Below are 14,278 nucleotides of genomic sequence, written 5' to 3' on the forward strand. Positions count from 1 at the left end.
AGCTTTTTACTTTAATGCGGAATGGACGGGACTCGAACCCGCGACCTCCTGCGTGACAGGCAGGCATTCTAACCAGCTGAACTACCACTCCGTTTGTTTTCGGACGATGAACCCTGACTAGCGACCTTCCCGATGTATCGGGACAAGCATCTAACCAGCTGAACTACCACTCCGTTTACCTTCGCTTTTGAAGTGGTGCAAAGGTAGGTAATTGATAGTTTGATGCAAGATTCTAAGCCAATATTTTTTACATTTTTGGCTATCTGATTCTTTTTCAGTTCAATAATTTTAAGGATTTATGTTGCCCCATGTTCCTTATTTTGGGTTTGTCAAACAGGGATTATCCTTATCTTTGCTTCTTCCAAAAATCACCAAAATGGTATTAGAATTCGAAAAACCCATTGCTGATTTAGAGCAAAAACTTCAGGAGATGAAAGACTTGGCCAAAGGCCGAAATATTGATCTAAGCAGTGATATTGAGTCTTTAGAAGAAAAAATCCTGGCTTTGAAAAAAGAGACTTTTGACAACCTCACTCGCTGGCAGCGGGTGCAGCTTTCCAGACATGCGGACCGTCCTTATTCCCTTGACTATATTTATGAAATCACCAATGACTTCATAGAGCTTCATGGTGATCGTACCGTGAAAGACGACAAAGCGATGGTCGGTGGGCTTGGAGATATCGATGGTCGTACGGTCATGTTTATCGGACAGCAAAAAGGCCGAAACACCAAACAAAGACAGGAACGCAACTTCGGTATGGCCAATCCTGAAGGTTACCGTAAAGCACTTCGATTGATGAAGATGGCAGAGAAATTCGGTAAACCTATTGTTACCTTGATCGATACTCCAGGAGCATTTCCGGGATTGGAAGCAGAGGAAAGAGGCCAAGGTGAAGCAATCGCAAGAAACCTGAAGGAGATGTTTATGCTCAAAGTGCCCGTCATCTGTATTATTATCGGTGAAGGCGCTTCCGGAGGTGCTTTGGGTATTGCTATTGGGGATAAAGTATATATGTTGGAAAATACTTGGTACTCTGTAATTTCTCCAGAATCCTGTTCCTCCATTCTATGGAGATCATGGGACTACAAAGAGCAAGCTGCTGAAGCCCTGAAGTTGACCGCCAAAGACATGAAAGCCAATGGATTGGTTGACGACATAATTCCCGAGCCACTGGGTGGAGCGCACAAAGATCTGAAACTGATGGCCCGAACTATCAAAGAAGTGATTGTAAATGCCCTGAAAGAACTCGATAAAATGAAGCCGGAAAAGCGAATTGAGCAGCGAATTGAAAAATTCTGCTCCATGGGCGTGGTAGTAGAGTAAGATTTGTAGTTAGAAATTTGAAAAAGCGGAAACGCAAGCCTTTTAAAAAAACCAAAAAGCAATCTGTCCACCCTGGGAAAGGTTGCTTTTGGTTTTTAAACCCTTCGGATAACCAAACATGGAATTATACACGATAGATACCGGGTTTTTCAAATTGGACGGTGGGGCGATGTTTGGTGTCGTGCCAAAAACACTTTGGTCCCGCACCAACCCAGCCGATGAAAACAACCTCTGCACCTGGGCCATGCGTTGCATGCTGGCAGTAGATGGAGATCGGGTGGTTCTGATCGACAATGGAATAGGAGATAAGCAGGACGCCAAATTTTTTTCTCACTATTACCTGCATGGAGAGGCTTCTTTGGATCAAAGTCTCCGAAACCTAGGCGTGCATCCCACAGACATTACGGATATGTTTTTGACCCATCTGCATTTTGATCATTGCGGAGGAGGGATTCGTTATGGTTCACACGGTCAGTATGAACTTACCTTTCCGCGGGCTACTTATTGGTCCAATGCGGATCATTGGCAGTGGGCTACTGTGCCTAACCCGAGAGAAAAGGCTTCTTTTTTAGAAGAAAATATTCAACCCATGCAGGACCATGGGGTGTTGAAATTTGTGGAGTTAGATAAAAAATCACTTTTTCCGGGTTTTGATTTTATCACCGTAGACGGGCATACCGACAAGCAAATGCTTCCAAAAATTTCCTATAAAGGATATACGGTAGTATTTATGGCGGATTTGCTTCCTTCCGTAGGACATATCCCTTTGCCCTACGTGATGGGCTACGACACCCGACCTTTGATCACCATGAGTGAAAAGCAAAAATTTCTTGAAGAGGCTGCCCGTGAAAACTATGTTCTTTTTCTGGAGCATGACCCGGTCAATGAATGTTGCACGGTAAAGATGACTGAAAAAGGTGTGCGTCTTGATCAAACTTTCCGTCTAGATGAGCTCTAAACCTAAAATCGGCTTGGCACTTTCTGGTGGTGGGGTACGTGGAATCTCTCATTTGGGAGTGCTGAAAGCGCTCAACGAACTTGGAATCACTCCTTCCAAAGTTTCAGGAAGTTCTGCCGGTGCCATCGCCGGTGCCATGTACTGCCAAGGCTATCATCCAGAGGAGGTGATGAAGATCATTGTCGAGACTAACTATTTCCGGTTTATGCGGCCAGCTATCTCCTGGAAGGGTATTTTGAAAATGGAGAGTCTGGCGGACTTGTATAAAATCTATTTTCCACACGATGATTTTTCAAAGCTGAAGACTCCTCTGGCGGTAGCAGCAACAGATATTCGAAAGGGAAAAGTAGTGTATTTCGATGAGGGTGAACTGATCAAGCCCATCATGGCCTCGTCCTGCATACCCGGCATGTTTGCACCCATCCACTTGGAAAATAAATATTTGGTAGATGGAGGAGTCTTGAATAATCTTCCTGTTGAGCCTTTGGAAGGTATCTGCGATGTGGTAATTGGAGTCAATTGCAACCATCTTCCTGAAGAAAGCAACATCCGAAATATGAAAAATCTGATCGAGCGATCGGTGATCATGACGATGAATTTCAATGTTTACAGTCGCAAATCGAAGTGCGATTATTTTATCGAAGCACCTGGATTGGGGAAATATGGTGTATTTGATATCAAAAAAGCGCCTGAGCTATTTCAGGCAGGATACGATCAGACGATGAAGGTATTTGAAGAAAACCCCTCCATGCAAGACCTGATCAGCAAACCCAAAAAAGAAAAAACCGAAACTCTATGATGAAAGTACTTTCCCGATTTATCTTCTGGATAACGGGCTGGAAATTGAATGCCAATTGGCCGAAAGGATTGAAAAAGGCTGTCTTGATCGCCATTCCCCACACTTCTAATTGGGATATTTTGTATGCACGGGCGGCTTTCTACCTGATGGATATTCCCGTAAGGTTCACCATCAAGAAGGAAGTAATGATCGGGCCTCTGGGTTGGCTGCTTTCAGGTTTGGGAGCAATTCCGATCGACCGAAAAAGAATCCCAGGCGGAAGAAAACAAACCTATACCGAAGCGATGATTCAGATGCTGAATGAGAGGGATGAACTTGTCGTGATGGTAACGCCGGAAGGAACAAGGAGTGCGGTAAAAAAATGGAAGACAGGGTTTTATCACATTGCACTTGGAGCAAATGTTCCAGTAGTGGTGGGATATCTTGACTACAAAAAGAAGGAGGCTGGAATCGGTCCCTGCATTTATCCAAATGGAGATATGGACGGGCAAATAGAGGAGATGAAAGCCTTTGGAAGAACCGTCACCGGAAAGCATCCGGAGAAGGGTATAATTTAAGCAGGATTTCCAAAACTTTTCCAAGGGTATAAACTTTGGGAAAGTTATAACTCGCAGAAGACCAAATCACTCCAAATCAAACTGCTCCTTTAGCAAAAAGTAGTAAGGTCTCAATCCGTGGTGAAGAAAGACCTTTTCTTTATCATCTGGGAAAATTTTTCGATAAGAGTCAGTTGGCTGAAGTACGATAAAATTACCCGTTCGGGTAAAATGATTACTCTGGAAATAACTGGGAGACTGATATTCAGGCAAGGTTTTTAGAACTTGCTTTCCTGCGTATTTTCCCAGGAATTTTTCAAAGTTCTTCTGAGCCTTTTGGGTTGGTTTATTGAGTTTGTTGTAGACCTTTTTAAAAACCAGTTTTTGTGGAAACTTCTGTTCTTTGATAAACTCGGAAGCATCTGAAAAAGGATTTACCATATTGAAATCATTGACTGTTTGGATGGAAAAAGGTACTTCGGGTACCCAATCTGAAGCATTGACCACGTTGAAAGCCCAACCTCCTTGGGTGATAAATTCATAATGGTAGGCAAAAAACAGATTGCCTGGTTTTGGGGCGGCACTTGCATAGGTTTTGATCCTAATGTGATCATCCCAGCGTCCCTCTTTCTTAAGCTGATGAAGATGTGCGGTCATCAGGTAAGCAATTGCCCCACCTTGACTATGCCCCGAAATCATAAAATCCCGAAACCCTGCCTGATATAAAGAGTCTATTTTGGGGACCAAAGTTTCAGCCAATGCACCGGTGGATAAGGTCCACCCAACATGCACGGCAGCCTTGGGATACTCAGCAAATTGATAATTGAATTGATAATCATCTCTGATTTTAAGGCTTCCTTTGGCGGGAATCATCGCCGCATAGAAGTTGGCAAGCCAGGAAGTTGGATTATTGGCAGTCCCCCTTATAGTAAACCAGGCAGTTTTTTTTCCTTCTTCGATCCACAGATACCATTTATTTTCCAAGCCCACCAATGGGGATTCATAGATCAGGCTGAATTTCGGATTTTGAGGTATCCCTCTGGTAAAAGCGGTGTCCTTCACACTTCCGGCAGTCATTCCCAAGAAATCCCGGTATTCTTCTGGGGAAAACCCGGGTTGAAGTTGGGCTAAAGCCTGTATCACAGATCCGAAAAGAATACAAAAAGAGACTAGTGATCGTTTGATCATAGAATTAAAATTTTCTAAAAAACTTCTTTTTCCCCTATTGGTTCAAACCCAATTTATTGTCCACAGGGTCCTTGACCAAGCGAAATCCCACGTTGGAAGTACCGGAGTCGAAGGCATGACCTTGCCTGGCAGAAGGTCGGTAGTTGACGCAGTAGTTGGGTGCACAGAGAAAAGACCCCCCTTTGATTACCCGCTCCATGGCGTAGGGATTATTCGGATTGTAACATGGATTCATTCCTGCATCCAACTTGGGCGCATGTCCTGCGATTCGCGCAAATTTGAGCGCATCGTACCAGTCGGAAGTAAGTTCCCAAACATTTCCGATCATATCGTATAGCCCAAAAGAATTGGCAGGAAAGGAGCTTACCGGGGAAGTGCCAAGGTATCCGTCGGCTCCTTCATTTCGATTGGGAAAATTTCCCTGAAAAGTATTGGCCAGGAATTTTCCTTCGGGAGTGAGTTCGTCCCCCCATGCAAAGCGCTTTCCATTGACTCCGCCTCTTGCTGCAAATTCCCACTCAAATTCGGTAGGAAGTCTTTTCCCCACCCATTTGGCATAGGCCTCTGCATCCTCAAAAGCGATATGTACCACGGGATGATTTTCCTTCCCTTGTAGGTTGCTTTCGGGTCCTTCGGGATGTCTCCAGTTAGCGCCTGGGGTCCAGGTCCACCATTGGGATATGTCCGTGAGAGGAACAGGTTGGGATGGTGGGGTAAAAACCAAAGAACCTGGCTGAAGTGCGGATTCATCGAGTTTTGGTGTACCGGGAGGGAGTTGTTTTTTGAGCTCTTCCCAGTCTATGGTCCTCTCAGCTACGGTAACGTACCCGGTGGCTTTGACAAACTCTTCAAATTGGGCATTGGTTACCTCGGTAGCATCCATCCAAAATCCCGATACCTTTACGTTTACGGCAGGTTTCTCGGCTTCGTATGCGTCTGCTTCATTGGTTCCCATGATGAACTCACCTCCAGGAATCCAAACCATTCCCTGTTCTTTGACAGGAGGTTCTGGGTCAGCAAATTTGATGATCTGATCAACCGTTGTGGAGTTGGAAGCAGGATGAGTAGATGAGGAATTACAGGAGAATAATCCCAGAGTGAATCCGAAAAGGATGAAGGCAACACTTGATTTCATTGTCGAAATATAAGAGTTGCTATCCATTATTACATTTTCATTAGAAAGGGATTACTTTTCAATTTCTACCAATGCGATTTTGGCCTGAACTTTTTTCCGAAGCTTATTGAAAAATTGCTTTCGCTCTTTTTCCCCCGTTCCTGAGATCAAAGTGGATTTTTTCATCAGGTTATCTAGGTTACGGAACATGCCTTCATTGAATTTTTGATCTGTTGAACCCACGAAGTAGATGACACTGTGATTGAGGTAAGTGATCTTAGTGTCTCCGATTTCAGCCATGAACGTGTTATCCCCCAAAACAATCTCATTGAGATAAAGCCTATATTCCGCACTGTCTTCTGATGGAGGATGTCCTAGTATGGATTTTTTACCGTTTTCGGCCATTTTTTCCAGGTGATCAATGACTTCCAGGACGCATTGGTAAAGTTGAAGGGTGATTCCTGAATTGTCGATCAAACCCATTTCGTGATATACTTCGATTTGCCGCAGGGTAGTATTCAGTCCTTCTTCATTCCATATTTCGGAGGTAGGAACTTTGTTGTACACACGGAGGATTTTTTGAGTCAGGTCTTGATAGGGGGCAAAATAATTTTTTTCCAAAGTGAATTTTTCGTTTTTCAAACTCTCATAGTAAAGAATGGATTTCATCCAAAAAAAGAATTTGAATCCGGCTAATGTAGGATGGTAGTAATGGTGAAATGGGGGCATGTCTTTTACCAAAAAATAAACATGTCGATGACTGAAGCTATTGACCAGGTTAAGCTGCGCTAAGACGTCTTCCATCCAAATTTTGAACGCATCCTCATGATAATTATTAAGTCTGCCCTGGAAGACTATGGAATTTGAATCCAGACTGAAAAATTTATCCAGTGAAACATTAAACCTTTGACACAGCAGTCTTAACTCATCAAAATCCAGGAGTTTTTCTCCTCTGATCCGTCTGTAGGCACTGTCCACACTTACATTTAGAATCTCTGCTACCTCATCTACCAAAGATGAATAAGCAGGTATCGAGTTTTTCAAGGTTTGAAAAAACTGCGCTTGGGTGTTATGTGCAGGATTGGTCATGATTTCGGTCCTTATACAAAATCTTGTATTCGAAAATAGTCATACATAATATAAAAAATATTTAAACATCCACTTCTAATCCTTAATGTCTAAAGATTGCCTGCCAGGTTTGGTATTGCCTTAGATGTTAGTTTGGGTAATATTCAATTTGATTTTATTCAGAAAATATAGGTAAAAACAAAGATGATATTTAACCAATGAGATTTAACTTAGGCATACTAACATAGTTGGAAAATCCTTGAATTTAATTTCTTTTTTAACCAAATAGATTTTAGTTTAAATAATTGGATTTAGTTTTCCATTTTTCTCCATGTCCTTATTTATGAGGAGGTTATCGGAAATCTGCATCATTTAAATTATGTTTTGAGGATCAATGGGTGGATTTTTCGGACATAAAGCTCGTTTAGAGAGCAAGTGATGCGTGGTAATGTGAAAAATTGTGATCAGATCCCGGGTGTAATTGAAGAGGCTCAGTTAATAGGGATTGGATTTTCGCCTTTTCATGATTTATGTTCCAATGTTTAAAAGCATCACAGATTTAATTTTTTGGAATTGAATCCTATTTTCTTGTCGAATTTTCGAAATCAAAAAACCAAAGAATCTTTGGTTTAGAAAATTGTAAGAGGGAAATCCGTGGATTTTTTTCACTATTCATCGGTCATTCGCTTTTTCCAGACCTTGAAGATTTGAAGTAGTTTTCTCTCATTTTATCTGTGATTTCAAAGTTCTTAGGTGCCAATGTACCAAATAACCAATCCCATAAAATGGTACTAAAACTATACCCTTGATTTGGAAATCGGGAATGATGTAAAATGTGGGCTCTTTGGATTTTGGGAAAAATATATCTGCAGATGGGTTGATGGAGTAAATAATGCAAATAGTTGTATAGTAAGAAACCTGTAAAAAAGCCCGCAAAAATGCTGAAGCTATCATTACGAAGAATTGCCGTCCAAAGTATTACAACACCCAAAAACAAAGTGATAAGTCTGTGCAGAAAATTAACCCTTAGATTTTGGGGATGGCTATGGTGTTCATGATGATGAAAAAGGTTGTCTTTTTGCCCGGGAATGAGAAGTTCATGCATTAAAAAACGATGAACGCCATATTCTACAAAGGTCCAAGTCAGCCAGCCTCCGAAAAATAAAATAATAAAATATCCGGGAGTTCCTTTTAAATAAAAACCGATTGAGAAAACCACGGAAAGGATCATTCCTGCTTTGAAGAAACAAATCCGGATGGTTTTACTAAGATTTTTTGATTGGGTTTTCATGCTGATTTTTTTTGATGAAGATATTTCATCCGAATCACCATGAATTGCCGGTTTTGCGTGTTACAAAGTTGAGTTCTTGTGTTTTTCCAATATTCTGAATGAAAAATAGTTGAGTTGGTAATTTTTGCAATTAAACTATCCCTTGGGCTTGAGTCTTAGTAAACTTTCCAAAAAAATCTAAACTGAGGTTCAATTTTAAAAGCACAAAAAAAGCGGCCGAAGCCGCTTTAAATTTATCCCAAGTCTGATTTTCATTCTCCGGTTCCAGCAGCCGCATGAAGCTTGCCCAACTCCTGATCGATAGTCCAAAGTCCTATTCCTTCCTCTCCGATAATGTCAAAGAGTTCGAGAGCTCTTCTGGACATAGTTTCTTCCTCCCGCTGCTCGGTCACATACCATTGCATAAAGCTGAAGGTAGCAAAGTCCTTTACACCGAAGGCGTGATCTACAATGTTATTGATAGACTTAGTTACCTTGATTTCGTGCTCCAAAATTAGTTCAAATACTTCTCTAAGAGAGTTGAAATTGTGCCGAATCCCGGTGATTTCAGGCTGGATGGCATGGCCGCCCGCCTCATTTACATATTGGAAAATCTTCATCATGTGCATTCTCTCCTCATCTGCATGAGTATAGAGGTACTTAGCCGCATTCGCATAGCCCATCATATGGCACCAAGAAGCCATAGACAAATAATATGCGGAAGATTTCCCCTCCATTTCAATTTGTTTGTTGAGGAGGGCTTCTGTATCGGGAAGTAGGGAACGCTGCAGCGTTACGATTTCTTTCTGTTTCATAGTAGTCAATAAAATTTATTACCTAAACTTAACTAAATCAGCCCGCTAAAAGATTCCCCAACCCGTATTTTATTTCAAAATTTAGAATTGGTTTAATTTGAATTTCCGGTATTATCGGGTCAAAGGAGAAGGAAACACAGCCAAACTCTCCTCTCCGGTTTCACTTACCGACTGCACAGCAAAGAAGTAATTATCTTTGCTATACGGAAGCGAAATGGATGTCTCAGTAGTGAAAAATTTCTTTTCCCACATAGGAGAGGAGGTTTCTCTTATCAAGACGTAGTATCCCTTCGCCTTACCTTGAACCGGTGCTTTCCAAAGTAAATCAGACTTGTTGGTCAGTCCTCTGACATCGATTCTCACTTCCTGAGGCATTCCCGCAGAATTGGCCAAAGAAGCCGCTGATGATAAATTCACCGCAGAAACCTTTCTTAAGTATTCAAAATCCATGAATTCGGGAAGGTCTCCATACTGAATCCCATTCTCTACTCTTACATTTTCATGTTGATGCAGAAAGTTTTCATTCATCTCTGACATTCTTACTGCAGTAAATCCATTTCGCATAAAAGGAGTCTGGTCTCCGCCTCTTAGGAATCGGTCACTGCGGTAAATCAGTTTCACTTCCATGTGATCCACATAACGCTCACCAATCTCTTTGATGTACCTTGCCAACTGTCGTGAAGGACTGTCATTGTCGGAGTTGGTAGATCTGCGGATGGCTGCGCCTCTTTCATCTTCGGCCAAAGGCACCGTTTCTGAAAATACCCGCATCACGGTATTGTTGCTGATCAGGGTTTCAGAGGAGTTGCTGTTGCCCACAATATCGTTGTTAAGGACCGCCTCGATCTGCCAACCTTCGGATTTAGCCTTATCTGCCAGATAGGTAGCGCCTTTCAATCCCTGCTCTTCTCCTGTGAAGGCGACAAATAAGATGGTGGCAGAGAACTCTTTTTCCGCCAATACTCTCGCTAATTCCATTACTACCGCCACACCGCTTCCGTCGTCATTGGCACCGGGTGCGGCACCTGTGGCATCCATCACATCTCTGTTTCTGGAATCCAAATGACCAGATACGATGAAAACTCTCTTGTCATTGGGGTTGGTGCCCTTTAGCGTGGCCACCACATTGGCTACTTTTGAATCCGCAACAATCCTTCTACCATCTCCAGGAGTGACAAACTCCTCGATTTGTGCTGTCATCCGGCCATTGGAAGTTTTGGCAAACTGATTGAATTTACTCAGCACGTAGCGCTGTGCAGCGATCATCCCGTTTTTCTCGTCCGTATTGAGTGTGTGACGAGAATGGAAAGAGGAGAGGTCATAAATGTATTTTTTCAGACTGTCCGAAGAAACCTGTTGCACCAACAATTCTATCTCAGGATTTCGGATGACTGCCTGCTGGGCAAAACTTCCCAAGGAGCAAATTCCAAGGGCAAGGGTGAATAAAATTTTACGCATGGTAGGTTTGGTTTTTTTCTTAATCCTAAATTTATCCCAGAAGTCTTGTCCAACATCGATATTTTACATGAACACATTTTCATTACCCAGCAAAGGTGAATATCCGAGCTACTACGAAACCTACTTGGAAAAAATCCCAGAGGTCCCTTTTTCAGAGTTGATTTCCAGTCAAATTGCAGAAATCAGGAATCTATTTTCTTCCAAACCTCTCGGATGGGAGTCCATAGCCTATGCAGAAGGAAAATGGACTCCAAAGGAAGTCCTTGGGCACCTTATAGACACCGAGAGGATCATGACCTTCAGAGCACTTTGTTTTTCCAGAGGAGAAAAGCAATCCTTACCGGGTTTTGATGAGAATCAATATGTCCTTAACGCCAATTTTCAGAAAGTTTCTTTAGATGATCTCTTGGAGGATTTTGAAGCTCAGAGAAAGGCTTTGTTGACTTTGGTTAAAACCATTTCGGAAAGTACCTTGGATCTGGTAGGAAATGCCAATCAAAAGCCGATCTCTCCAAGGGCATTATTTTGGATTATCCCCGGGCATTTTATCCACCATTTACAAGTTCTAAACAGCCGATATTGATGAGCTCCATACCAATAGCAGTAGTTGATGCATTTACAGATAAACCGTTTTCGGGGAATCCCGCAGGCGTATGCCTACTAGAGCATCCCTTGACCAAGGAGCAGATGCAGGCAATCGCCATGGAAATGAATTTAAGTGAGACCGCTTTCGTGGAAAAGACCAATGAACATGGAAACTTTTTACTCCGGTGGTTTACTCCGACTTTGGAAATTGATCTGTGTGGGCATGCTACTCTTGCTTCATCCTTTTGGATGCTACAGTCAGGCTGGGCTCACGAGGGACAGACAGTCAGATTTCAAACCCGCAGCGGAGAACTTCGAGTGAAATGCGAATCGGCTAGTCTCACCATGGATTTTCCATTGATTCCCACTTATCTTGACATTCACCCGGTGTTCTCCCAGGAATTATTTGGCAAAAGGATCGTCCAAGCCGCTCAACTCCGGCGAAACTGGATTTTCGAATTGGAGGATGAGCAATCTGTTCGGGACTTGGTTCCTGATTTTGCTAAAATCTCCGAAAACAGTGAAGAGGGGTTCATTGTCACCGCGCAAGGCAAGGATTATGATATTGTCAGCCGGTTTTTTGGACCCAATGTGGGAGTTCCTGAAGATCCAGTGACCGGTTTTGCACATTGTGCTTTGATGGATTACTGGAATCAAAAAACTTCCAAAACCCAATTGAAAGCTTTTCAGGCCAGCAAAAGAGGCGGTATCCTGTTACTGGAAAAGCATGATGATCGCGTATTGCTCAAAGGACAGGCTGTGGCAGTACTCAGAGGAAATATCTACCTTGGCCAATAATGGAAAATAATGGGGTAGTCAAATCTAGCTTACGAAGTGTAGCCAAACACATCAATGAGTATTGGCTAAATGACGTCAGTTTTGTTCTCCTTCTGATTGTTTTGATTTTTACTGTATTTGTTCTACCCGTTTTGATAGAGTATGGACATGTGAACATGTTTTTCGTAAACATGGTGTTCATTTTCCTTTTTTTCGCGGGTATTTGGTCCTCAGACAACAAGTTTTTAATCCTCCTCACTACCTTCTTGTTTTTATGTCAGTTGGCCCTAAGAATTTTGAGATTTAGTAGTCTTCCCGTCGAATTTTACCTCTTGGAACGCATTTTTGGTCTGTTCAATATGGGGGCCTTTATTTTTGTCAATTTCAGATTGCTTTTCCGAAACCATGAAGTCAATTTCTACAGAGTGATCGGTGCGGTCAATGTTTACCTGTTGGTTTCTATTCTTGGTGCTTTTGGTTTTGAAGTGATTCATTTATTGCTCGGGAGTTCGATTTCCGGAATCAATGAATTGGTTCAAAACAAGCAGCTTTCCGGTTTAGATGAGGACTTTTCAACGTATATCTATTTTAGTTTGGTAAGCTTGACTACAGTCGGTTTTGGAGATTACACTCCTGTCAACGTGATGTCAAAAATGCTTGCAGTCTTCTTGTCCACTATCGGGATACTTTATCCTGCGGTGGTTATTGCCAAATTAGTGGGCTATAGCACGACCAAGTAAAATCCATAAGTATTCCATTCCTGTAATTTTAGCCAGAGACAAAATGGAAAAAATGTTATTTCAGTAGAAAATACAATCCATAACCCTATGAAAAAAATATACCTCAGTCTTTTGATGCTGCTCATGATCCATGAAGGATTTGCTCAGGCTTCAAGAAAGATAGAAGTAGAGTCTAAAGTAGAGACTACTTCAGAAGTTACCATTAAGGGCAAGCGAGTACCTTACAAAGCTACTGCCGGAACCCAGCCCGTTTGGGATGAAAAAGGAGAGCCTATTGCCTCCTTGTTTTACACCTACTACGAGCGCACAGATGTAGCCGACAAAGCAAAAAGACCTTTGGTGATTTCGTTCAACGGAGGGCCGGGTTCAGCTTCCATTTGGATGCATTTGGCCTACACTGGTCCAGTAATTCTCAATATTGACGATGAGGGCTATCCGGTTCAACCTTACGGAACCAAGTCCAATCCGCATTCTATTTTGGATGTAGCGGATATCGTGTATGTCGATCCTGTGAATACGGGCTATTCCCGAATCGTGAAGGAAGACACTCCCAGAGGTACCTTCTTTGGAATCAATGCAGATATCAAGTATCTGGCAGATTGGGTGAATACATTTGTCACAAGACAAAACCGATGGGCCTCGCCCAAGTATCTGATCGGTGAAAGTTATGGTACCACGCGTGTGGCAGGCCTAGTTTCTCAGCTTCAGAACTCTCACTGGATGTACTTCAACGGGGTGATTTTGGTGTCCCCGACAGACATGGGGATTGACCGTGGAGGACCCGTGAAAATGGCTAACTACTGGCCTTATTATGCTGCTACGGCTTGGTATCACAAAGCCCTGCCTGCCGAACTTCAGGCAAAAGACCTGGATGAAATCCTGGCAATTGTGGAGCCTATGGCAGTCAATGAGATTTTGCCTGCAATGGCTAAGGGTGGTTTGCTTTCTGAATCTGAGCGAGATGCGATTGCTACGAAAATGGCCTACTACTCTGGATTGAAAAAAGAAGTCATCCTTCAGTACAATCTGATGGTTCCTACCAGCTTTTTTTGGAAAGAATTACTGAGAGAAAGAGATGGGATGACCGTCGGTCGATTGGACAGTCGATACAAGGGATTTGACCGAATGGAAGCCGGATCGGCCTACGATTTTGACCCTGCTCTGACTAGCTGGAATCATGCTTTTGCTCCGGCCTTCAACCACTATGCTAAAAATGTCCTGAAGTATAATACGGATTTGACCTATAATTTATTTGGTCCAGTGAATCCTTGGGATAGAAGCAACGAAACCACCGGGAATGATTTGGGTACGGCCATGCGTCAGAATCCATACCTTCACCTGATGGTTCAGTCAGGCTATTATGATGGTGGAACTGACTACTTCAATGCTAAATACAGCACCTGGCATATCGATCCAAACGGAAAAATGAAAGACCGAATTGATTTCAAAGGCTACCGTTCCGGTCATATGATGTACCTGAGAGCAGAAGATTTGGCTACTTCTAATGAAGACATCAGACAGTTTATCCAAAAATCTTCCGTCGCACCAGGACAGCCTGCGAAGTATTGATTTGATATTCCTGAAAAGCAAAAAAGTCCGGATTTAGGTTCGGACTTTTTTGCTTCTTCCTAAAGGAGAAAAACTTT

14 protein-coding genes and 1 tRNA gene are annotated in these 14,278 nt (G+C 42.5%); 8 read left to right on the top strand and 7 right to left on the bottom strand.

The window, feature by feature from the left end; all coding sequences use genetic code 11:
- Positions 1 to 17: 17 nt before the first annotated feature.
- Positions 18 to 91, bottom strand: a tRNA-Asp gene (locus tag DDT91_RS13145).
- A gap of 285 nt (positions 92 to 376) precedes the next feature.
- Here DDT91_RS13145 and DDT91_RS13150 point away from each other — a divergent pair.
- The 4 genes from DDT91_RS13150 (at position 377) to DDT91_RS13165 (ending at position 3,638) form a co-directional block, all read left to right on the top strand.
- Positions 377 to 1,324: an acetyl-CoA carboxylase carboxyltransferase subunit alpha gene (locus tag DDT91_RS13150; protein WP_187176654.1), complete on the top strand. Its 948-nt coding sequence runs from the start codon at positions 377 to 379 to the stop codon at positions 1,322 to 1,324.
- Between the two features lie 118 nt (positions 1,325 to 1,442).
- Complete coding sequence (locus tag DDT91_RS13155) at positions 1,443 to 2,282, top strand: MBL fold metallo-hydrolase (protein ID WP_187176655.1); 840 nt, start codon at positions 1,443 to 1,445, stop codon at positions 2,280 to 2,282.
- A complete protein-coding gene (locus DDT91_RS13160) occupies positions 2,272 to 3,081 on the top strand; it encodes a patatin-like phospholipase family protein (protein WP_187176656.1) in 810 nt (269 codons plus the stop codon). The genes DDT91_RS13155 and DDT91_RS13160 overlap by 11 nt, the downstream gene beginning before the upstream one ends.
- Positions 3,078 to 3,638: a 1-acyl-sn-glycerol-3-phosphate acyltransferase gene (locus tag DDT91_RS13165; RefSeq protein ID WP_187176657.1), complete on the top strand. Its 561-nt coding sequence runs from the start codon at positions 3,078 to 3,080 to the stop codon at positions 3,636 to 3,638. Before DDT91_RS13160 ends, DDT91_RS13165 begins: the two co-directional genes overlap by 4 nt.
- Positions 3,639 to 3,704: 66 nt before the next feature.
- Here the strand turns inward: DDT91_RS13165 and DDT91_RS13170 are convergent, their stop codons facing one another.
- From DDT91_RS13170 to DDT91_RS13195, 6 genes are all read right to left on the bottom strand, one after another.
- Positions 3,705 to 4,805, bottom strand: a complete 1,101-nt coding sequence (locus DDT91_RS13170; protein WP_187176658.1) for a lipase family protein — start codon at positions 4,803 to 4,805, stop codon at positions 3,705 to 3,707.
- A 34-nt stretch (positions 4,806 to 4,839) separates the two neighbouring features.
- Positions 4,840 to 5,940: a formylglycine-generating enzyme family protein gene (locus DDT91_RS13175; RefSeq protein ID WP_187176659.1), complete on the bottom strand. Its 1,101-nt coding sequence runs from the start codon at positions 5,938 to 5,940 to the stop codon at positions 4,840 to 4,842.
- A 51-nt stretch (positions 5,941 to 5,991) separates the two neighbouring features.
- The gene (locus DDT91_RS13180; protein ID WP_187176660.1) at positions 5,992 to 7,008 is read right to left on the bottom strand and encodes a helix-turn-helix domain-containing protein; all 1,017 of its coding nucleotides are present in this window, start codon (positions 7,006 to 7,008) and stop codon (positions 5,992 to 5,994) included.
- Between the two features lie 658 nt (positions 7,009 to 7,666).
- Positions 7,667 to 8,218 carry a sterol desaturase family protein gene (locus DDT91_RS13185; RefSeq protein ID WP_187176661.1) on the bottom strand — a complete coding sequence of 184 codons (552 nt, stop codon included), beginning with the start codon at positions 8,216 to 8,218 and terminating at the stop codon, positions 7,667 to 7,669.
- Positions 8,219 to 8,529: 311 nt separating this feature from the next.
- Positions 8,530 to 9,072, bottom strand: coding sequence for a ferritin (locus DDT91_RS13190; protein ID WP_187176662.1), 543 nt, complete (start codon positions 9,070 to 9,072; stop codon positions 8,530 to 8,532).
- A gap of 111 nt (positions 9,073 to 9,183) precedes the next feature.
- Entirely contained in the window at positions 9,184 to 10,530 is a 1,347-nt protein-coding gene (locus tag DDT91_RS13195; protein ID WP_187176663.1) for a M20/M25/M40 family metallo-hydrolase, read from the bottom strand.
- Positions 10,531 to 10,597: 67 nt separating this feature from the next.
- Here DDT91_RS13195 and DDT91_RS13200 point away from each other — a divergent pair, with 67 nt between their 5' ends.
- The 4 genes from DDT91_RS13200 (at position 10,598) to DDT91_RS13215 (ending at position 14,201) form a co-directional block, all read left to right on the top strand.
- The gene (locus DDT91_RS13200; protein ID WP_187176664.1) at positions 10,598 to 11,113 is read left to right on the top strand and encodes a DinB family protein; all 516 of its coding nucleotides are present in this window, start codon (positions 10,598 to 10,600) and stop codon (positions 11,111 to 11,113) included.
- Entirely contained in the window at positions 11,113 to 11,913 is an 801-nt protein-coding gene (locus tag DDT91_RS13205; protein ID WP_187176665.1) for a PhzF family phenazine biosynthesis protein, read from the top strand. The genes DDT91_RS13200 and DDT91_RS13205 overlap by 1 nt, the downstream gene beginning before the upstream one ends.
- Entirely contained in the window at positions 11,913 to 12,632 is a 720-nt protein-coding gene (locus tag DDT91_RS13210; protein WP_187176666.1) for a potassium channel family protein, read from the top strand. The genes DDT91_RS13205 and DDT91_RS13210 overlap by 1 nt, the downstream gene beginning before the upstream one ends.
- Before the next feature lie 87 nt (positions 12,633 to 12,719).
- Positions 12,720 to 14,201, top strand: coding sequence for a S10 family peptidase (locus tag DDT91_RS13215; RefSeq protein ID WP_187176667.1), 1,482 nt, complete (start codon positions 12,720 to 12,722; stop codon positions 14,199 to 14,201).
- The last annotated feature ends 77 nt before the right edge of the window (positions 14,202 to 14,278 follow it).

The organism is Algoriphagus sp. AK58 (assembly GCF_014324365.1).
Classification (GTDB): domain Bacteria; phylum Bacteroidota; class Bacteroidia; order Cytophagales; family Cyclobacteriaceae; genus Algoriphagus.